Below are 17,713 nucleotides of genomic sequence, written 5' to 3'. Positions count from 1 at the left end.
GTGGTCACCGCGTACCGCACACATGAGCGCGGCCCTCAGCCGGGAACGGGTAGGGCCTCCCGGTCGGGTTCAGAGCACTCCGGCGGTTTCGGGCCAGGGCCGCCGGAGGTGCCTGTGAGGGCTGTGGAGCTCGAACGTCCCCTCTTCACGGCTGCATCCTTGGGAGAAAATTCTAGATGTTTCCTATCCAGATAAAAGCAAAGTCGGGAGGGTGGCTCGCGGTTCTCGCGGTGACCTTGGGGATCTTCTCCTTGATGACGTCGGAGTTACTGCCCGTCGGCCTGCTCACCCCGGTCGGCGACGAGCTGGGAGTCTCCGCCGGCATGGCCGGCCTGATGGTCACCGTGCCAGGGCTCGTAGCCGGGCTGGCCGCTCCCCTCCTCACTGTGCGGGCCGGAGCGATCGACCGGAAACTGATGCTGGCCGGGCTGGTCGGGCTGATGGCCGTGGCCAACCTGGCCTGCGCGCTGGCTCCGCACTTCGCCGTCGTGCTGGTGGCGCGCTTCGCCGTCGGAGTGAGCGTCGGAGGCTTCTGGGCGATCGCCGGCGGGCTCGCCGCCCGGTTGGTGCCACCCTCCCAAACCGGCACCGCGACCGCCGTCATCTTCGCCGGCGTCTCCACGGCCTCCGTGCTCGGCGTCCCTGCTGGGACCTTGATCGGAGACATCGCGGGATGGCGGGGTGGATTCGCCGCCGTCGGCGGCCTGGGGCTGGTCGCGCTGGTCTGCCTGCTCCTCCTCATGCCCAGCCTGCCGTCACAGCGCGCGATCGGCTTCGCCGACCTGCTCGCCCTGCTCCGGAAGAACTCCGGCGTGCGGATCGGTCTGGCCGTCGCCGTCCTCCTCATCGTCGGGCACTTCGCCGGCTACACCTTCGTTCGTCCCCTTCTTCAGGGCCTCGCCGACATCGACGACAGCATGATCAGCACGCTGCTCATGGTGTACGGCGTGGCCGGCATCGCCGGCAACTTCGCCGCCGGCCACTGGGTGTCCAAGCACCTGCGCGGAACGCTCGTACTGATCGCCTTCGCCCTGGCGGTGGTCACGGCGCTGTTCGCCGTGACCGCTGCGGGCCCGCTCACGGCGACCATCCTGTTGATCATGTGGGGCCTGGCCTACGGCGGCGTCTCCGTGACGCTGCAAACCTGGATGCTCAAGGCCGCACCCGAATTGACCGAGTCCGCGTCGTCGCTCTTCGTCGCCGCGTTCAACCTGTCCATAGCCTTCGGCGCCCTGCTCGGCGGGCTCGCCGCCGACGGGATCGCCACCGTCGCCGTGCTGTGGGTGGCTTCGGGGCTGACTCTGGCCTCCGCTTTGACCATCGTCTCCAGAAACACGAACACCAGCTCGAAAGGCATCTAGACCATGACACACGCCATCATCAACCCCGAGTCCCTGCACAATCCGGTCGGCTTCGGCTACAGCCACATCGCGCGGGCGTCCGGTGACCTCGTCTTCATCGCCGGCCAGTACGCCTCCGACGGCGACGGCCACGTCACCAGCGGGGACTTCGCCGAACAGGTCAGGCAGTCTTTCGCGAACCTGGGGGCGGCACTCGCCGCGGCCGGTCTCGACTATGGGGACGTCGTGCAGATCCGTACCCACATCGTCGACCACGACATCGCCAAGCTGGGGATCATCGCTCAGGCTGTGCAGGACATCTGGCACGATGTGCCGCCCACGCAGACGCTGACCGGGGTGGCCGCGCTCGCTCTGCCGGACATGCTGTTCGAGGTCGACGCTGTCGCCGTGGCGGGCAGCGCCGGCTGAGCCCGCCATCGGAGGGTGCGGGCCCGGGGCGCCGGCGGGAGCCGGTTGGAGCAGGTGTGACCCTGCCGGCGGCCGACCCCTGCTCACCACGGGTGCCCACGTTTGTGGCCCAACTATTTAGATATGTATTATCCAGATTGTGAGGATGAGTGAAGGCGTGGAGTGGGCGCTGCACACCTGCCTGAACCTGGCATGGGTCGAGGACGGCCAATGTGTGCCGACCGCCGTTCTCGCCGACTACTTCCAGTTGCCTCCCGCCTATCTCAACAAGCAGATGCAGGCTCTGGCGCGATCGGGGATCGTGTCGTCGGTCACGGGCCCGCGAGGCGGATTCCAGCTCGCTCGCCGGCTGCAGGACATCACGGTGCTGGACGTGGTGGTGGCGATCGAAGGCACCGAAGAGGCGTTCCAGTGCACCGAGATCCTCAGTCACGCCCCGGAAGCGCAGCAGGAAGCCGACTATCGCACGACCTGCGTGATCTCGCAGGTCATGCGCAAGGCAGAGCTGTCCTGGCGCAGAGAACTGGCCGGACAGACGCTGGCCGACGTGAAGGCCACGGTGGAGGCCAGATTTCCCGTGGTGCCGGCGCAGACTCGTCGCGGGCTCCAGAGGCGGCGATCCTGATCCACGCTCGGGCGAGCCGGCAGCGACGAAAGTAGGGGGTCGCGGTCGACGATCGTCAGGTCCCGCTTCACGGGGACCATGGCCACGATGGGCGCACCCGGCCGGCCAGGTCCGGCGACAGTTGCTGAACGGCAAGGTAGAGGTCCTGTCATATGCCACCCCCTGATCACGGCGAGCCGATCAAGACGCCTCCTGAGCACCAGGTGCTCATGGCGGTCTATGACGGGGTTCAGCTGTTGGACACGGCAGGGCCGTTGGAGGTGTTCTCCGGGGCCACGCATCTCATGGGGCATGGTTATCGCGTACGCCTGGCCTCGGTCGGCGGGTGCGACGTGGTCACGCAGTGGGGCGTCCGGCTCGGCGTCGACCTGGACCTCGCGCGCGTGAGCGGCTTCGGGGGAACACTGCTCGTGCCCGGCGGGCTTGGTTTCCAGGACGCGCTGCGGGACGCGGGGCTCCTCTCCGAGGTCGGCAGGCTGGCCCCGTTCGCCCGGCGCGTCGCATCCGTGTGCACGGGCGCGTTCATCCTGGCCGAGGCCGGGCTCCTCGACGGCCGGCGGGCCACCACGCACTGGGGTTACTGCTCGGACCTGGCTGAGGCCTACCCCTCGGTAGCGGTGGAGCCCGATGCGATTTTCGTGCGCGACTCGCCGATCATCACCTCCGCGGGTGTTACGGCGGGTGTGGATATGGCGCTCTCTCTGGTAGAGGAAGACTACGGCGTGGCAATGGCCCGCAGGCTGGCCAAGTGGCTGGTGGTGTTCATGCAGCGGCCGGGAGGTCAGTCGCAGTTCAGCATCTGGCAGCGGAGCCGCCCCGTGCGCAACGAGGCGCTGCGCCATCTGCTGAGTGACATCGTGGCCGCGCCGGAATCGGACTTCTCCATTCCCGCCATGGCGGAGCAGCTGTCGATGAGCGTCCGTCACTTCGGCCGGCTGTTCACCCGCGAGGTAGGCATCAGTCCCGGCCAGTACGTGGAACGAGTGCGTGTCGAAGCCGCCCGGACGTTGCTGGAGACGACAGAGGAAGGGCTGGACACAGTGGGACGCCGATGTGGGTTCCGCAGCGCGGAGATCATGCGGCGCGCCTTCATCCGGCAGCTGGGCATCTCCCCCAGAGCGTGCAGGGAACGTTTCCGCAGCACTGGCGTGATCAAGGTGTGAGTCTCAGCCTCGCGATCGTTCTTTCATGAAACAGGCGCCCGATCGGCAGTGCGGAAGTACGCCGTTGTGCCGGCGCGTCGCCGTTCCGCCGGAGTGCGGGCGCATGTCTCCTGGTGCGGCCGGCGAGTCGCTGGCCGCGGTCTGCCGTGCAGGTGTCATCGAATGAATGTGACGTCCGGGTGTCGTCGTGACGGTCCGTTGAGGATCGCTCTGGGCAGATCGCGCAGGTGCCTGTCGAAGAACGCCGGGACGTAGGCGCGCTGGGAGGAGATGATCCGTTTCGGATCGACCGTACCGATGTTGGCGGTGCGGAACTGCGGCGAGATATCCAGCTCGTCGTCGAGAGACGGTAGGAACGCCTGCACGTCGGTGAACGTGTAGTGGCGCCCCTTGGGGACGTTCAGGTCCCGCTTCCAGCCGGTGGACTTCTCCCAGAAAGACTTCCACGAAGGAGTCGTCACGTGTGTCTGGGTGTTGGCACCCATGAGCATGAAGGGCCGCTTCAGCCCTTCCAGCGCGACGGGCATCAGGTCATCGGTGGCGTACTGGCCGCCGACGCTCACAAGGGCGCTGAGCTCGGGGACCTCGCCGCCATCCTCCTCGGCAACCTCTTGCTCCAGACCGCTGACCAGGTCGCAGCTCTCGAACCGCTGACGTACGCACGAGAGATGTGCGACGGCCCGCTCGCCGGCTACGCGGCTTACCTCGAAAGTCACGTACTGATCGGGCAGGATGAGAAGGACAGGGCGGGGAGCGTGCTCCAGTACGCTCACCGGGAGTCCCACCCCGCCAAGGGCGGGAGTGAAGGGCTGCATCCCTGGGTCGCCCTCCGGTACGGGGAACTCCTGGCAGGCGACCCGTACCTCGACGTCGTCCACGACCAGATGGAGAACAGCGCCGTCAGTGAGGGCGAAGTGGTGCGGGAGCCCTTCGAGTCCGCCCGCCACCACGGACAGGTCAGCCGTCCCGCGCTCGTCGATGTCGGCTTCTATCTCTTCCCCGCGGACTTCGGGCCGGTGCACGCAGGGCTGGAGCGTCTGAAGACCTGGAGCGACGAACGGTACGAACGCGGCCGCAGGCTGGTGCTCGCGCTCTACACCCACGTCGAGGACGGCCGCGACGAACCACGTACACAAGGGTTGGCGCAGCTGTGGGACAGGCTCGACCTTCCCCGCCCTCGCTGAGGAGACCACGGGCGAGATGCGAGAGGCCGGCGGTCCCAGCCGGTGACGGTCCACGGTAGAGAGCCCTACGGGAACCCCATCGGTTGTCCTGGAACTGCCGGCGACGTTCGTGGCTGCCTACTCGACCGCCTTCCCCAGCGCGAGTTCGATCAATGGATCCATGCGCAGTTCAACCCCACAGCGCATCGCGGCTTCGAAGCGTGTGTCGCCCAGGTGGGCACGCGTGATCTCCTCGCACTGCCGGTGATATCCGGTCAGGTATCCGGAGAGAGAGCCGCCCAGCGATTGCCAGAGCTCGCCTGCGGCGCCGAGCAGCATGGCGGCGCGTTCACCGTCACGCTCGTGCGCGGCGATCCAGGCCAGCACGTCCACGCACATCGCCAGCCCCAGGCGGTCACGGAACGGCCGCTTCAGCCGGATGGCCTCGCGCACCAGCTCGCGCGCGCCTGCCATGTCCCCTGTCCGCCAAGCGCTTATGCCCGACATGCAGAGGGCGTACGACCTCAACCACACTTCGTCGTGCGCCTCGCATGTTGACACAGCGTCCGAGAACAGCGAGGAGGCCTCTTCATGATGGTCGAGATGGGCATGGGCGGTGGCGAGATACATCTGCGACAGCGCGGCGTGGATCGGGTCGTCCATGTCGAGATACCGCTGTCGAGCCCGACCGAACAGCACCACGGCTCCTGGCAGATCCTGACGAGACAACGCGCGGAGGCCGCTCACGTGTGTGAACATGGCGAGACTTTGCCCTTCCCCAAGACGCCGGGCCAGCGACTGACCTTCGTGCAGCATCGGTTCCGCGGCGGCGAAGTCGTTCTGCAGGCTGGCCAGTCGTGCGTTCACGCTCATGGCTCTCGCGCGTGCCACGGTCGGCGTGTCGTCCAGGGCGAGGGCTAGTTCGAGCCAGCGCCGGCCTTCACGCAGGGCGCCCGCGGCAATCCAATAGCAGCAGAGATCGGCGGCCATCGCCAGGCCGACCTGGGCACCGCCGGGCTCTGTGACGCAGTGGTCGAGGGCGGCGCGGATGTTGCCCTGTTCGCCGCGCAGCCGGGCGAACAACTCGGCCTGGCCAGGCCCGAGCCATTGGCGTTCACCTCGACGGACCAGGCTTCGGTACCAGTCGCGGTGCCGGGAACGGAATCGAGTGTGCGTGCCGGATTCCAGCAGCCGGTCACGCCCGTACTCGCGCAAGGTCTCCAGCAGCCGGTAGCGTGCCTCCTCGGTGCGCTCTTCCCTGATCAGAATGGATTTGTCGACCAGGCCGGTCACCAGATCGATGACCTCCGCAGGCTCGATGCCGTCTCCCGAGCAGACCGACTCCGCCGCCTTCAGATCCATGCCGTCGACGAACACCGAGGCGCGTGCCCACAACAACCGCTCCAGTTCGGTGCAGAGGCCATAGCTCCAGTCGATCATGGACCGCAGCGTCTGCTGCCGAGACGGCGCCATCCGCATCCCGTTGCTCAGCAGCCGGAACCGATCATCCAACCGCTCCAGCAACTGCTCCGCGGACAGCACCTTGATGCGCGCCGCCGCCAGCTCTATCGCCAAAGGTATGCCGTCCAACCGCCGGCAGATCCGTTCCAGCATGGGACGGCTCGCGTCGCTCACCGCGTATCCCGGCGACGTCGCCGACGCACGTTCGGCGAACAACTGCACCGCCTCGCTCTGCCCGATCTCGCCGTCGCCCTCTTCCCCGACCGTGAGGGCGGGCACGGCCAGGACCTGCTCGCCTTCGATACGCAACGCCTGCCTGCTGGTGGCGAGAACGACCAGGTCAGGCAGGCAACGTACGAGCGACTCGGTCAGCCGGGCGCACTCGTTGATCAGGTGCTCGCAGTTGTCCAGCAGCAACAGCAGGTGCTTGCCGTGCAAGAAGTCGACCAGTACCTCCACAGGAGGGCGGGACGAGCGGTCCTGAATGTCGAGCGCTTCGCTGACCTTGTGCACCAACAGTTCGGGGTTCTCCACCGCGGCCAGCTCGACCAGCCACGCACCGGCCGGAAAATCATTGCGCACCTCGGCCGCCACTCGCAGCGCCAGCCGCGTCTTGCCGACCCCGCCTGTACCGGTCAGCGTCACGATCCGGGCGTTGGACAGCTGGCGCTTGACCCGGGCTATCTCGCCTCCGCGCCCGACAAAGCTGGTCACCTCCGCGGGCAGGCGGCCGACGGGATGCTCGCAGGAGACGTTCGTAGCCGTGCCGGCCAGCAAAGCCGGGTCCTGCTCAAGGATCGCCTGGTGGAGAGCGATCAGTTCTGGGTCGGGGTCCAGGCCCAGGTCCTCGGCCAGACGGTTGCGTAGGTCCTCGTAGCTGGCCAGTGCGTCGGCTTGTCGCCCGGCCCGATACAGGGCGCGTATGTGGACCGCCCGCAGCCGCCCCCGCAGCGGATGCTGTTCCACGAGGTCGATCAGGTCACCGGTGAGCAGGGCGTGCTCGCCGGTCTCCAGCCGGGCCTCGGCCTGCACCTCCAACGCGGCCAGCCGCTGCTCCTCCAGCCGATGGGCTGCGGTCCGGGCGAAGCCGCTGTCGGCGAAATCGGCGAACGCCGGCCCTCGCCACAACGCCAGCGCCTCGTTGAGCAGCGTCACCCGGGTCCGGGGATCCGTCGCGTCCTGAGCCCGCAGCGACAGCTCGGCGAACCGTCCGGCGTCCGTCGCGTTGGGACCGACGTCGAGCACGTATCCGGGCGGCTGGGAAGCCACCAGTCGACCGCCACCCGGCTCCTGATCGAGCGCGTGCCGCAGCCTGGAGATCTTCAGTTGCAGTGCGCCGGGGGGATTGGCCGGCAGATCGTCCTCCCATAGATCTTCGATAAGCCGGTCCGTCCCCACAACCTGGCCCTGATGGGCGAGCAGGTCGGCCAGGAGGGCACGCACTTTGGTCTCGGGCACCGGCACCGGCTCACCTTCAGCCGTCCACACCTGCACCCGCCCAAGCACCCCGAAGCGCATAATCCCAGGTTAACGCCACATATAAGCCCATCCTGCCCGTGAAAGGGCTGGTGGTAGCGAAGGGGCTCCCCATCGCGCATCGCCGGTGACGTGGCTCATGGGATCGAGTGCTTCTCCGCAGCTGCGGGCTCAACCGGCCGTCGCACCATGTAGACGTCGATCGGGTCCTGGGCCTCCACGGTGAACCCGTGACGCTCGTACAGTCGCTGGGCGGCGCTGCCCTGCAGAACGTTCAGACGAACGAGGGCGCCGTCGGCATCGATCCTCTTGAGCAGGGTCCGTAGGACGGCCGATCCGAGCCCTCTGCCTTGGAACTCCGGGGCGAGATAGAAGTGCTCCAGCCATCGCCCCTCATCGGCCGGGCGCACGGCGACGGAGCCCGCGAAGGCGCCGGCGGCCACGATGACCGAGGTGTGCTCCGGCGAGAAGGAGTCCCGCAGCCGCTGCCGGACCCGATGTTCGTCGAACCGTCCCAGTCGCTCGAGGTCCGGCCGCATCACTGTCGCCCGCAACTCCACGATCGCCTCGAGATCGGTGGGATCCGCGGAACGCAGCACCCATTCCAGCAGATGGTCCGGCGGGGTTCGGACCGTCTTCGTCTTCTTATTCATGGTCGGGGTATCCCAAGTGTGTGCGGCTGTGTATGCGGCTGTGTATGCGGCGATGTCCACCGGCGCATATCCGTGGCGAGGGAGGTGCTGAAAATGCCATCCGCCCGGCGACGGACGAATCGTACAACAGCCTGGACAGCCGTCCTGCACGGCCTTTCCAGGTGCTGCGAGTAGGTGGCGGAAAGAGAGGGAAGTTCGTCCTTGCCTTCGGATGGGACAAGGCTAAGACTTGATCGTGTCGTGTATTCATATGTGCGTTGCTGCAGCTCTGTTCAACCGAGGCTGGTGGGCTGGACGAAAACGCTCCCGCACTTCTTGCAGTTATTGATCCATTTTCGTTTCCCCCTCGGTGCCCCTGACCCTCGTCCAACGCGAACGCGGCGCGAGACGACCCCGCCCGCGACGACCGACCCCAGGCAAGCCCAACAAGACGAAACCCCCGAACCCGTAGGTTCGAGGGTTTCCGATGTCCTGAGACATCACAAGAACCGACGAGCTCACGATTCGGACCTGCGGGCGCCCGCCGTCGCCTCCTCGGAACGGCGGGGCAGGAAGAGGGCGGGCACGAGCGACAGCAGCATGATGGCGCAGCCCCAGAGGTAGCTGTCCTGGAAGGCCGCGGCCAGGGCGGGGGCGGCCGAGGTCGGCAGGCCGAACGCCTGGTCGAGGCCGTCGGTGCCCGGCAGCCGGGTGGCGAGGGAGTGGCCGAGCGCGGCGGTGACGATCGCGGTGCCGGTGGCCGAGCCGACCTGCTGGATGATCACCAGACCGGTGCTGGCCGCCGGGGCCTCCGCATGGGACAGGCCGCGGGTGCCCGCCGCGGTGGCGGGCATCATGGTCATGCCCACTCCCGTGCCGGTCACCACCGTGGCGGCGATGATCATCCAGTACGGCGTGTCTGCGGCCAGCTGCCAGGCGAGTAGGAAGAAGCCCGACGGCGCCAGCACCGTGCCGAGGACGACGATCCGGCCGGGCGGGATCCGATCCACGAGGCGGGTGGCGACCTGCATGGTGACGCCCGTGGCCAGCACCTGCGGGATGCCGAGCAGGCCGGCCACGGCCGGGTCCTGGCCGCGTACGAGCTGGTAGTAGAGCGGGAGCAGCAACATCGAGCCGAAGTAGGCCCCGGCGAACAACACCAGCGTCCCCGCGGACGCCGCGAGCCGCCGCCTGGCGAACAGGCGGAGCTGAAGCAGCGGCTCGGCCGCCGTCAGCGCGCGCAACACGAATCCGGCGATCAGCAGGGCCCCGAGCGCCATGCCCAGGAGGTGCTCGGCGGTCAGACCGTACACGAGCAGGACCAGGCCGGGGGACAGGAGCGCAAGCCCGGGCCAGTCGAGCCGGCGGGCGGCGCGTTCCTGGTCGGCGGGCAGCGACCGGGCGGCGAACAGCAGCCCGGCCAGCCCGAGCGGCAGGTTGACGAGAAAGATCCACCGCCACGACAGCTCCGCCACGAGTAGCCCGCCGAGCACCGGTCCGACGATCGGGCCGATGAGCGGCGGGATGCCGAGCATGCTCATCAGCCGGCCGTTCGCGCCGCCGCCCGCCGAACGCAGCACGATCGTCATGCCCACCGGCATCAGCAGCCCACCGCCGAGCCCCTGCAGCACCCGGAACCCTGCCAGCGACCAGGTGTCCCAGGCCAGGCTGCACAGGAGGGAGCCGATGGTGAACACCGCGATCGCGGCCAGGTAGACCCGTTTGGCGCCGAGCTTGCCGATGGACCAGGCGGTGATCGGGATGACCGTGGCCAGCGCGAGCACGTAGCCCGTCACCACCCACTGGATCGTGCCGACGGAGGCGCGGAAGTCGCGGGCGAGCGCGCCCAGCGCGATGTTGACGACGGTCGTGTCGAGCACGACCAGCAGGGACACGAGAACGACCACCCAGGCGACCGTCATCGCGCGGAGCGGGACGGGGGAGCCCCGCTCCAGCTGGGCCGTCATGTCGGGACCCGTAGTGAGCGCAGGGCTCCCGACCACGCGACAACCTCGTCCAGCATGCGGGTCAGCGCCTCCTGCTGGTGCGGTGACGGGCTGACCGATCCTGGTGCGGGCGAGTCCTCGCCGGCGAAGTCGGTGACGACGGACAGGGCGGTCTGGCTGCGCACGGTGGCGACCTTCACCTCGGCCAGCACGAGCCGCAGCTGCTCGGCGGCGCGGACACCCTGCTGGAGGCCGTAGCTGACGATGGCGGCGGCCTTGTCGTTCCATTCGCGGAACAGGAAGTCGATCGCGTTCTTCAGCGCGGCAGGGAAGGAGTGGTTGTACTCGGGCGTGACGAAGACGAACCCGTCGTGGGAGTCGATCGCGGTGGCCCAGCGCACGGTGTGCGGATGCTCGTACGACCCGAAGATCGCGGCGTTGGTCTCGTCCAGCAGGGGCAGGCCGAAGTCGGCCACGTCGAGGATGTCGAAGGTGGCCCCGGCGTCGTGCCGCTGGGCGCTTTCGTGCACCCACTGGGCGACGGCCATGGCCCGGCGGCCTGGACGGGTGCTTCCGACGATGATGGCGATGCGCGTCATGAGCGATAAAGTACATCGAGCAATGTAATTAATGCAATGATCATTGTAATTTCTCTGGAGGAGCGCAGGTGGCAGGCAGACCACGGGGCGGGACCGCGGAGAAGCGGCAGGCGATCCTGAACGGCGCGAGCACGGTGTTCGCCAGGGACGGCTACGTCCGCGCCGGCATCGAGTCCATAGCCAAAGAGGCCGGCGTCTCGACACGTACGATCTACAACCACTTCACCGACAAGGCTTCCCTGTTCCAGGCGGTCATCCAGGAGAGCGCCGCCCGGGTTCAGGCCCGGCACAGCGAGCTGATCGACCGTCACCTGCGCAAGGTCACCGACATCGAGGCCGATCTGGTGGACTTCGCCCTGGCCTTCGTCGCCGGGAACGACCAGGACGCGGGACACTTCGCCCTGATCCGCCAGATCCGCGCCGAGACCGAGCACATCCCGCGCCCCGCCGTCGAGGCGTGGCTGCGGGCAGGGCCGCTGCGCGTCCGCAGCGAGCTGGCCGCCCGGCTCGCCTCCCTGCCAGGGCTGCGCCTGGACGACGCCGAGGTGGCCGCGCTGCACCTCATGGCCCTGATCGCCGAGGACCCCGTGGTCCTTGACCCGCCGTCTCCCGAGCAGGCCCGCGCGCACGCCGTGGCGGCTGTACGCGCCTTCCTGCGCGGCTACGCCGCCTGAGAATCCGTACGCGCGGCACTGGCTGGACACCCCCTTTCAGCCCGGAACTCGGCTGCCGCCCACCGCGACGGCGGCGGTTCCGTGATGGGCACCGGCATCGGCGCCAGGCGTACCCAGCGGTCGCGCGCCGTGTCGTAATCGCTGGCCGTACGGCCAACTCGCGTGGAGACACGGCGTACGGCGACGGGCTCGTCCGGAGGCACGCGAGGTCGAGCCCGCGACGGCAGCACCGGCGACAACTGGGCAGTCGCGGACGGCTGTCAGGTGAGGTCGGGGACGGACCGGGAGCCCTTGACGGCCTGGACGATCTGGTCTTGGACGGGGCGGGGCTTGGTCGGCAGGAGGTCGGTCAGATCGGTGTCGTGGGCATGCAGGTATCCGGCGCTCAGGTTGGAGAACAGCGAGAGGGTGTGAGTGATCTGGTAGGGCTCCTGTCCACTGCCGGCCAGTGCCTCGCGCATGGCTGACAGGGAGATCGGCTGGTAGCCGACCGGGCGGTCCAGCGCATCGCTCAGCGCCTCGGCGATGTCCCTGCCGCCGATCGCCTCGACGCCTTCCAGTTCGTAGGTCTTGCCCGCGTGGTGGCTGCGGCGGCCTGCGACGAGGCCGTGCTGGATCTCCGCCGCGACCCGGACCGCCACGTCGGCCAGGTCCGCCTTCGCCACGACGGACGCCCTTCCCGCGCCGAGCGCGGCCGCGAAGACGCCGGTCTCGACGGCCGACGCTGCGGCGGCCACGGCCACCCCCACCGGGATCTCGGCATAGAGCCCGTTGCGCAGAATCGTCATCTCGAACGAGGCCTCGGCGAGGCACGCTTCGGTCCAGCGGTGCGGCAGCGCGATCGTCATCAGATCGCCCGAACCCGCCAGGCTGGTGCAGACGACATGACGGACGCCCGCGGTCTCGGCCGCGTCCACCACGGCGCCATGGCGGGCGAGCACCACGTCGTCCTCGGCGTATCCGGCCGAGACGAACACCAGAACGTCCACGCCTCGCAAGCCGCCGGCAAGCGATGCCGGGTCGTCGAAGTCGATCCGGCGTGCGCTCACCCCATCCCCCGAGCGGGTGCCGCCGACCAGGTCGAGGCCGTCCTCTCCAGACAGAGTGCGGGCAGGCTACGTCCAGCGGCGGATCGCGTCGAGCGTGGTCTCCGGCGAGGTGTTGAAGCAGAACCGGATGCCGGGTGCCGCCGCCACCAGTACGTTGATCAGCCGCTCGAAGAGCACGGTGTGCTCCGGCAGCACACGCACCCCGGCCCCGATCATGGCCAGGCCGAAGGGACCGTCGGCGGACAGCCGCTCGCGTACGGTCTCCTCGGCCGCGTCCGGATCGGGGCCGATGAGGCACGCTACGGTGTCCAGCCCTGCCGCATGCGGCGCTGCCTCACCCTGTTCGATACGGGCAGCCAGAGTCGCCTCGTCCATGCCGGGATGATCGGAGAAGTCGATCGCGCTCGGATGCAGGCCGATCGTCAAGATCTTGGTCATGTGGAGCTCCTACCAGGGGACGGGTCCGTTGCGGTCGAAGAAGCCGCCCGTCGGCCCTTCACGGTCCAGCGTGGCCAGCCGGATCACCGACTCGGCGGCCTCCGCGACGGTGTGCATGCCCGTGTGCTGGTTCATGTCGGTCGCAGGGTTGCCCGGATCGGCGGCGTTGACCTTGAAACCGGGCAGCGCACGGGCGTACTGGGAGACGATCATGTTGAGTGCGGCCTTGGAGGAGGCGTAGTCCAGGCTCAGGAAGCCGGACTCGGGACGTGCGGGGTCGCCGGCGTAGGTCAGTGACGCAAGTGCGCTGGAGACCATGACGATCCTGGGATGCTCCGACTTGCGCAGGAGCGGCAGGAACGCGTGGGTGACCCGTACCGGGCCGAACACGTTGGCTTCGTACATGACCTGCAGCAGGTCCGCGCCCATGTCGGCGGGATCCATCCGTGGGCCGCCGATTCCGGCGTTGTTGACCAGCACGTCAAGACGGCCGGCCCTCATGGCCACCGTCTCGGCCGCCGCGGCGACGGAGTCGTCCGAGGTCACGTCGAGCTGGACGAACTCGACGCCGAGCGCGTCCGCCGCCTGCGTACCACGTTCGCGATCACGGGCGGTCAGGAACACCCGCCAGTCCCGCTCCGACAGGCGGCGTACCGTCTCCCTGCCCAGCCCCTTGTTCGCTCCGGTGACCAGCGCCACCGTCTTCGTGTCCGCTGCCGTGAGCTGTGCCGGTGCATCGGCCGGCCCTGGCTCGTCGCCTTTGGTATGGGTTGTCATGGATTGATGGTCCGAGTACGGGCCAGCTGTCACCAGGACCGCTTCGGCCTGGTACTGGCCGTACCACCCGGCGTGGGCCATGGGTGCGGCAGGATCGAAGGGTGAACCGCGCCGAGCTCGCCGCAGTACTCCGCCAGGCCCGCTCACGCCTGCGACCGCAGGACGTCGGCCTGCCGTCGGGCACCCGCCGCCAGGTGCCCGGCCTGCGCCGCGAGGAGGTGGCCATGCTCGCGGGGCTGAGCGTCGAGTACGTCGTCCGGCTGGAGCAGGGGCGAGGCGCGCGGCCGTCCGCCCAGGTCGTCGCGTCACTGGCGCAGGCCTTGCGGCTCGACGACGACGACCGCGAGCTGGTGTTCCGCCTGGCCGGTCACGAGCCGCCACAGCCAGGACGTGTCGAAATGGTCGTACGGCCGAGCGTGTTGCGGCTGCTGGACCGCATGGCGGATCTGCCGGTGCTGGTGCTGTCGGCCAAGGGCGACGTGCTGGCCTGGAACCCGCTGGCGGCGGCGCTGCAGGGCGACATGTCCGCCTGGCCCCGGCACCGGCGCAACCTCATCTGGCAGCGCTTCCTCGGCAGTAGCCGCTGCCAGGTCGCCGCGGACCCGGGCGAGGACGAGGCCACCACCCGCGCCGCCGTCGGCACGCTCCGCGCCGCCCAAGCCCGTTACCCCCGTGACGCCGACCTCGCCCGCATGATCAGCGAGCTGCGCCGTGGCAGTCCCCGGTTCGAGGAGCTCTGGCAGGAGGGACGTTCCGCGGCCTGGCGTGCGGCGACCAAGAGCATTCGCCATCCCCAGCTCGGCACGATCACGCTCGACTGCGACACCCTCGTGCTCCCCGACACCGACCAGACCGTACTCGTCTACTCCGCCGAACCGGGAAGCCCCGAAGCCACGGCGCTCGACATGCTCAGGGTGACCGGGCTGCAGCAGCTGTGAGGTCTCCTGCCTGAGGAGGCGGCCGCTCGTTCGCGCGCGGTGCGCCACCTGGCAAGGAAGGCGGCCATGCCCGGTTCGCTGACCTGGGCGGCGACCGACCGGCGCAGGGCTTGAACGCGCGCTTCCTGCTCGACCTGCGTGACGTGGCAGCGGCACACCCGTGCCGTGGCGTGCGAACGCCGACCGTCGCCGTGAAGCCTCGGACTGTGATCATGCGGGCGACGCCCCAGATCGGCGCCGCCATCGTCACACCGCTGCCGGCCACCGGCATGCTCGCGCCGGCCGCCCTGGTCATGACCTCATCGCGGCCGGGCCCGCCGTCGCCCTGCTGAGCATGACCGACTGAGATGTACGCGCCGCGTCACACAGGCGCCCTCACCTGCGTGGCCGCTGGAAGCTTTCGCCGACTGGGGGGTGCGCGCGAAGGCCGCACCCCGTCTACTACACTCACCTCTATGCGTTCCGTCATCCAGAACTGGCATTCCATCCGCCTCCGGTCGGCGTTCTGACCGCGGTGCCGGCCGTCGCCGGCACTGGGTCCTCCGTTCACCGTTCGCCTTTTGGATGACGAGGATTCTTCTCATGCGCGCAACCTCGCGCCCCACTTTCGTGTTCGTTCACGGCGGCTCCAGCAACTCCCGGGCCTGGGGACCTCTGCAGAACGAACTGGCCCTGCTCGGGCATCGTCCGCACGCCGTCGACCGGCCTGGCCCCGGTGCGGCCCGACTGAACTGGCGCAGTGCCCACGCCGATGCGGAACTGTTCACCGACCGCATCACCCCGGCCGTCCAGGACTACATGATCCGCCAAGCGGACGCGCTGACCCCGTACAGCCCCTTCCAGGCGCACACGCTGGCGACCTCGCACGTCGGCTGCTTCAGCCGACCGCACGTCTTCGCGGAACTCCTGGCGAACCTCAACTGAGGCGTTCCGGCGCCCTCGCCGCCGGCCTCGGCGGCGAGGGCGCCGGGGTCGGCGGCTGGCGGGGCTGACCCTGGGCGATGTGCACCCACGGCACCAATACCGCCCTCGGGCCGGCGCCGAGCTGATGGAACAGCGGTCAGGACCGGACAACTGCGACAGGCCGATCCGGGTTCCTGACCCTGGCCTTCATGGAGCCGACCCGTGGCCATCTCTGCCGACAGAGGGGGCCACGCCAACGCACAACGCCCGGCTGACCCCCGGACAGCAGGCGCCGTCAAGACATCGCCGATCTCTTCCTGCACGGCGCGGCTCCCGACCTGCCCGCCACCTGACCACGACAACCCCAGTCCCTGCCCACCCCCGCGGGGAGAACCATGCCCATTGCGAGCGGAGAAAGACCAGATGACCACCACCCACTGGCGGCGTAACGTCGCCCTGTTCCTTACCGGCCAGACCATGTCGTTGTTCGGCTCGATGATCGCGCAGTACGCGGTGATGTGGTGGGTGACGCTGCAGACCCGCTCCGGGCTGGCGGTGGCCCTCTACGCGGTGGCCGCGTTCCTGCCCCAGGGCCTGATGTCGATCTTCGGCGGCGTACTCGCCGACAGGATGAACCGCCGGGTCCTGGTGATGATCGCCGACGGCGCCATCGCCGCGGCGACGCTGGCGCTCGCGCTGCTGATGGCCAGCGGCGCGAACGACCTGTGGATCGTCCTGCTGGCCGTGGCCGTCAGGTCGCTGGGCGCGGGGGTACAGACCCCCGCCGTGCAGGCGATGATCCCGCAGATCGTGCCGGGTGAGCACTTGATGCGCGTCAACGGAATCTTCCAGACCATCCAGTCGGCGATGATGCTGATCGCTCCCGCCGCCGCCGGTGCGATCTTCGCCACCTTCGGCCTCGTCCCCGTCTTCTTCCTGGACGCGGTCACGGCGGTGATCGGGATCGGGCTGCTCGCCCTGGTCACCGTCCCGACCCTGGAGCGGGCGGCCGAGGCCAGCGCCTCCTACCGGCAGGACCTGACGGAGGGGATGCGCTACATCCGCACCCAGCCGATCGTGCGCTGGCTGCTCGTCGTGTACGCGGTCATCTTCCTGCTCACCGTGGCGCCCTCGTTCGTCACGCCGCTGATGGTCGCGCGCACGTTCGGCAGCGAGGAGTGGATGCTGGCGGTGCTGGAGATCGCCTTCGGCCTGGGCATGCTGCTCGGCGGCGTCCTGGTGTCCACGGTGCTGGCCAAGCGCAGCCGGATCGGGCTGATCCTCGTCGCCGTCTACGGCTTCGGGCTGGTGACCGTGGCGCTCGGGCTGAGCGGCAACCTGTGGGTCTTCTACGGCTTCATGTTCATGTTCGGACTGCTGGTGCCGCTGTTCTCGACGCCGTTCATGACGCTGATCCAGGAGACCGTCGAACCTGCCATGCACGGGCGCGTGTTCAGTTACGTCGGCATCGTCATGGCGCTGGCCACCCCGATCGGCATGGTCGTGTTCGGGCCACTGGCCGACGTGGTCAGCGTGCAGGTCCTGCTCATGGGTGCCGGGCTGGCCGCCATCATCGTGATCGCGATTGCGGCCCGCGTGCCCTCCGGCCGGGCCACCATCGCCGCCGCCCGTGCCCACAGCACGCCCCGCCCCGATGCCGACACTCTCCCTGGGGATGAGACCGTCAGCCGCCGGTGAACACCGATCGAGCCGGCCCGCGCGGTGCCGCCGCGAGGGCCGGCCATCGGGCTTGGCGGTCGAGGCGCAGCGTTCCCACGCATAGCCAAAAACCGCCAGGCAATATTTTCCGACGGGCCAGGCATGACTGGCCTGTCGGGACTGGTCGGGAAAGAAGGCAGGATCGGTCAGCGTGTAGGCGACGGCAGACGGCCGTATGCCGCTCGTCGCGGTGCGGTTTGGCTGCGGTAGTCACGCAGGGAACGCAGAAGGCCGGCTCCGAAGATCGGAACCGGCCTCTAAGCTGGTACTACTCTGTCGGGGTGGCGGTGTGCTGGTTCAGGACATAGGAAACCCATGTCGCAGGACATAGGAAACCTCGGCCGAACGTGTCTCGGGACATAGGCAACCATCGCGATCATG

General features: G+C 68.7%; 18 protein-coding genes. 10 read left to right on the top strand and 8 right to left on the bottom strand.

Annotated elements, in window-relative coordinates; translation table 11 throughout:
- The first annotated feature begins 176 nt into the window (after nt 1-176).
- From ACZ6SA_RS43800 to ACZ6SA_RS43785, 4 genes are all read left to right on the top strand, one after another.
- Nucleotides 177-1,361, top strand: coding sequence for an MFS transporter (locus tag ACZ6SA_RS43800; protein ID WP_347650032.1), 1,185 nt, complete (start codon nt 177-179; stop codon nt 1,359-1,361).
- A gap of 3 nt (nt 1,362-1,364) precedes the next feature.
- Entirely contained in the window at nt 1,365-1,769 is a 405-nt protein-coding gene (locus ACZ6SA_RS43795) for a RidA family protein (RefSeq protein ID WP_347650033.1), read from the top strand.
- A 145-nt stretch (nt 1,770-1,914) separates the two neighbouring features.
- Entirely contained in the window at nt 1,915-2,394 is a 480-nt protein-coding gene (locus ACZ6SA_RS43790; RefSeq protein WP_347650055.1) for an RrF2 family transcriptional regulator, read from the top strand.
- A 209-nt stretch (nt 2,395-2,603) separates the two neighbouring features.
- Complete coding sequence (locus ACZ6SA_RS43785) at nt 2,604-3,557, top strand: GlxA family transcriptional regulator (RefSeq protein ID WP_465835029.1); 954 nt, start codon at nt 2,604-2,606, stop codon at nt 3,555-3,557.
- Nucleotides 3,558-3,712: 155 nt separating this feature from the next.
- Here the strand turns inward: ACZ6SA_RS43785 and ACZ6SA_RS43780 are convergent, their stop codons facing one another.
- On the bottom strand, nt 3,713-4,330 hold the full coding sequence (locus tag ACZ6SA_RS43780) for a hypothetical protein (protein WP_465835027.1): 618 nt from the start codon (nt 4,328-4,330) through the stop codon (nt 3,713-3,715).
- On the opposite strand from ACZ6SA_RS43780, the gene ACZ6SA_RS43775 reads away from it, so the two are divergent.
- Nucleotides 4,313-4,741 (top strand): hypothetical protein, encoded by a 429-nt coding sequence (locus ACZ6SA_RS43775; RefSeq protein ID WP_465835025.1) that lies wholly within the window; start codon nt 4,313-4,315, stop codon nt 4,739-4,741. The genes ACZ6SA_RS43780 and ACZ6SA_RS43775 overlap by 18 nt on opposite strands.
- Nucleotides 4,742-4,858: 117 nt before the next feature.
- Here ACZ6SA_RS43775 and ACZ6SA_RS43770 read toward each other — a convergent pair whose 3' ends face one another.
- The 4 genes from ACZ6SA_RS43770 to ACZ6SA_RS43755 form a co-directional block, all read right to left on the bottom strand.
- Nucleotides 4,859-7,699 carry an AfsR/SARP family transcriptional regulator gene (locus ACZ6SA_RS43770; protein WP_465835023.1) on the bottom strand — a complete coding sequence of 947 codons (2,841 nt, stop codon included), beginning with the start codon at nt 7,697-7,699 and terminating at the stop codon, nt 4,859-4,861.
- Between the two features lie 95 nt (nt 7,700-7,794).
- Nucleotides 7,795-8,310, bottom strand: a complete 516-nt coding sequence (locus ACZ6SA_RS43765) for a GNAT family N-acetyltransferase (protein ID WP_465835021.1) — start codon at nt 8,308-8,310, stop codon at nt 7,795-7,797.
- Between the two features lie 497 nt (nt 8,311-8,807).
- Complete coding sequence (locus tag ACZ6SA_RS43760; protein ID WP_347650039.1) at nt 8,808-10,256, bottom strand: DHA2 family efflux MFS transporter permease subunit; 1,449 nt, start codon at nt 10,254-10,256, stop codon at nt 8,808-8,810.
- Nucleotides 10,253-10,834, bottom strand: a complete 582-nt coding sequence (locus ACZ6SA_RS43755) for an NADPH-dependent FMN reductase (protein WP_347650040.1) — start codon at nt 10,832-10,834, stop codon at nt 10,253-10,255. Before ACZ6SA_RS43755 ends, ACZ6SA_RS43760 begins: the two co-directional genes overlap by 4 nt.
- Before the next feature lie 68 nt (nt 10,835-10,902).
- Between ACZ6SA_RS43755 and ACZ6SA_RS43750 the strand changes: the two genes are divergently transcribed.
- A complete protein-coding gene (locus ACZ6SA_RS43750; RefSeq protein WP_347650041.1) occupies nt 10,903-11,508 on the top strand; it encodes a TetR/AcrR family transcriptional regulator in 606 nt (201 codons plus the stop codon).
- 260 nt (nt 11,509-11,768) lie between these two features.
- Here ACZ6SA_RS43750 and ACZ6SA_RS43745 read toward each other — a convergent pair whose 3' ends face one another.
- From ACZ6SA_RS43745 to ACZ6SA_RS43735, 3 genes are all read right to left on the bottom strand, one after another.
- Nucleotides 11,769-12,557, bottom strand: a complete 789-nt coding sequence (locus tag ACZ6SA_RS43745) for an NAD(P)H-binding protein (RefSeq protein WP_347650042.1) — start codon at nt 12,555-12,557, stop codon at nt 11,769-11,771.
- A 66-nt stretch (nt 12,558-12,623) separates the two neighbouring features.
- The gene (locus tag ACZ6SA_RS43740) at nt 12,624-12,995 is read right to left on the bottom strand and encodes a hypothetical protein (protein ID WP_347650043.1); all 372 of its coding nucleotides are present in this window, start codon (nt 12,993-12,995) and stop codon (nt 12,624-12,626) included.
- Between the two features lie 9 nt (nt 12,996-13,004).
- Nucleotides 13,005-13,772, bottom strand: coding sequence for an SDR family oxidoreductase (locus ACZ6SA_RS43735; RefSeq protein WP_347650044.1), 768 nt, complete (start codon nt 13,770-13,772; stop codon nt 13,005-13,007).
- A gap of 101 nt (nt 13,773-13,873) precedes the next feature.
- On the opposite strand from ACZ6SA_RS43735, the gene ACZ6SA_RS43730 reads away from it, so the two are divergent.
- From ACZ6SA_RS43730 to ACZ6SA_RS43715, 4 genes are all read left to right on the top strand, one after another.
- Nucleotides 13,874-14,710: a helix-turn-helix transcriptional regulator gene (locus ACZ6SA_RS43730; protein ID WP_465835017.1), complete on the top strand. Its 837-nt coding sequence runs from the start codon at nt 13,874-13,876 to the stop codon at nt 14,708-14,710.
- Between the two features lie 206 nt (nt 14,711-14,916).
- Nucleotides 14,917-15,042 carry a hypothetical protein gene (locus ACZ6SA_RS43725; protein ID WP_347650046.1) on the top strand — a complete coding sequence of 42 codons (126 nt, stop codon included), beginning with the start codon at nt 14,917-14,919 and terminating at the stop codon, nt 15,040-15,042.
- 250 nt (nt 15,043-15,292) lie between these two features.
- Nucleotides 15,293-15,634: a hypothetical protein gene (locus tag ACZ6SA_RS43720; protein ID WP_465835015.1), complete on the top strand. Its 342-nt coding sequence runs from the start codon at nt 15,293-15,295 to the stop codon at nt 15,632-15,634.
- 402 nt (nt 15,635-16,036) lie between these two features.
- Nucleotides 16,037-17,311: an MFS transporter gene (locus ACZ6SA_RS43715; RefSeq protein WP_465835013.1), complete on the top strand. Its 1,275-nt coding sequence runs from the start codon at nt 16,037-16,039 to the stop codon at nt 17,309-17,311.
- The last annotated feature ends 402 nt before the right edge of the window (nt 17,312-17,713 follow it).

The organism is Nonomuraea sp. NPDC049378, from assembly GCF_055586745.1.
This window is presented reverse-complemented; position numbering and strand designations above follow the sequence as displayed.

Bases quoted from the DNA above. Each gene is read 5' to 3' on its own strand.
- ACZ6SA_RS43735 (WP_347650044.1), bottom strand. From the start codon at position 13,772: ATGACAACCCATACCAAAGGCGACGAGCCAGGGCCGGCCGATGCACCG.
- ACZ6SA_RS43715 (WP_465835013.1), top strand. From the start codon at position 16,037: ATGACCACCACCCACTGGCGGCGTAACGTCGCCCTGTTCCTTACCGGC.
- ACZ6SA_RS43755 (WP_347650040.1), bottom strand. From the start codon at position 10,834: ATGACGCGCATCGCCATCATCGTCGGAAGCACCCGTCCAGGCCGCCGG.
- ACZ6SA_RS43720 (WP_465835015.1), top strand. From the start codon at position 15,293: ATGCGCGCAACCTCGCGCCCCACTTTCGTGTTCGTTCACGGCGGCTCC.
- ACZ6SA_RS43765 (WP_465835021.1), bottom strand. From the start codon at position 8,310: ATGAATAAGAAGACGAAGACGGTCCGAACCCCGCCGGACCATCTGCTG.
- ACZ6SA_RS43740 (WP_347650043.1), bottom strand. From the start codon at position 12,995: ATGACCAAGATCTTGACGATCGGCCTGCATCCGAGCGCGATCGACTTC.
- ACZ6SA_RS43800 (WP_347650032.1), top strand. From the start codon at position 177: ATGTTTCCTATCCAGATAAAAGCAAAGTCGGGAGGGTGGCTCGCGGTT.
- ACZ6SA_RS43785 (WP_465835029.1), top strand. From the start codon at position 2,604: ATGGCGGTCTATGACGGGGTTCAGCTGTTGGACACGGCAGGGCCGTTG.
- ACZ6SA_RS43770 (WP_465835023.1), bottom strand. From the start codon at position 7,699: ATGCGCTTCGGGGTGCTTGGGCGGGTGCAGGTGTGGACGGCTGAAGGT.
- ACZ6SA_RS43790 (WP_347650055.1), top strand. From the start codon at position 1,915: ATGAGTGAAGGCGTGGAGTGGGCGCTGCACACCTGCCTGAACCTGGCA.
- ACZ6SA_RS43760 (WP_347650039.1), bottom strand. From the start codon at position 10,256: ATGACGGCCCAGCTGGAGCGGGGCTCCCCCGTCCCGCTCCGCGCGATG.
- ACZ6SA_RS43795 (WP_347650033.1), top strand. From the start codon at position 1,365: ATGACACACGCCATCATCAACCCCGAGTCCCTGCACAATCCGGTCGGC.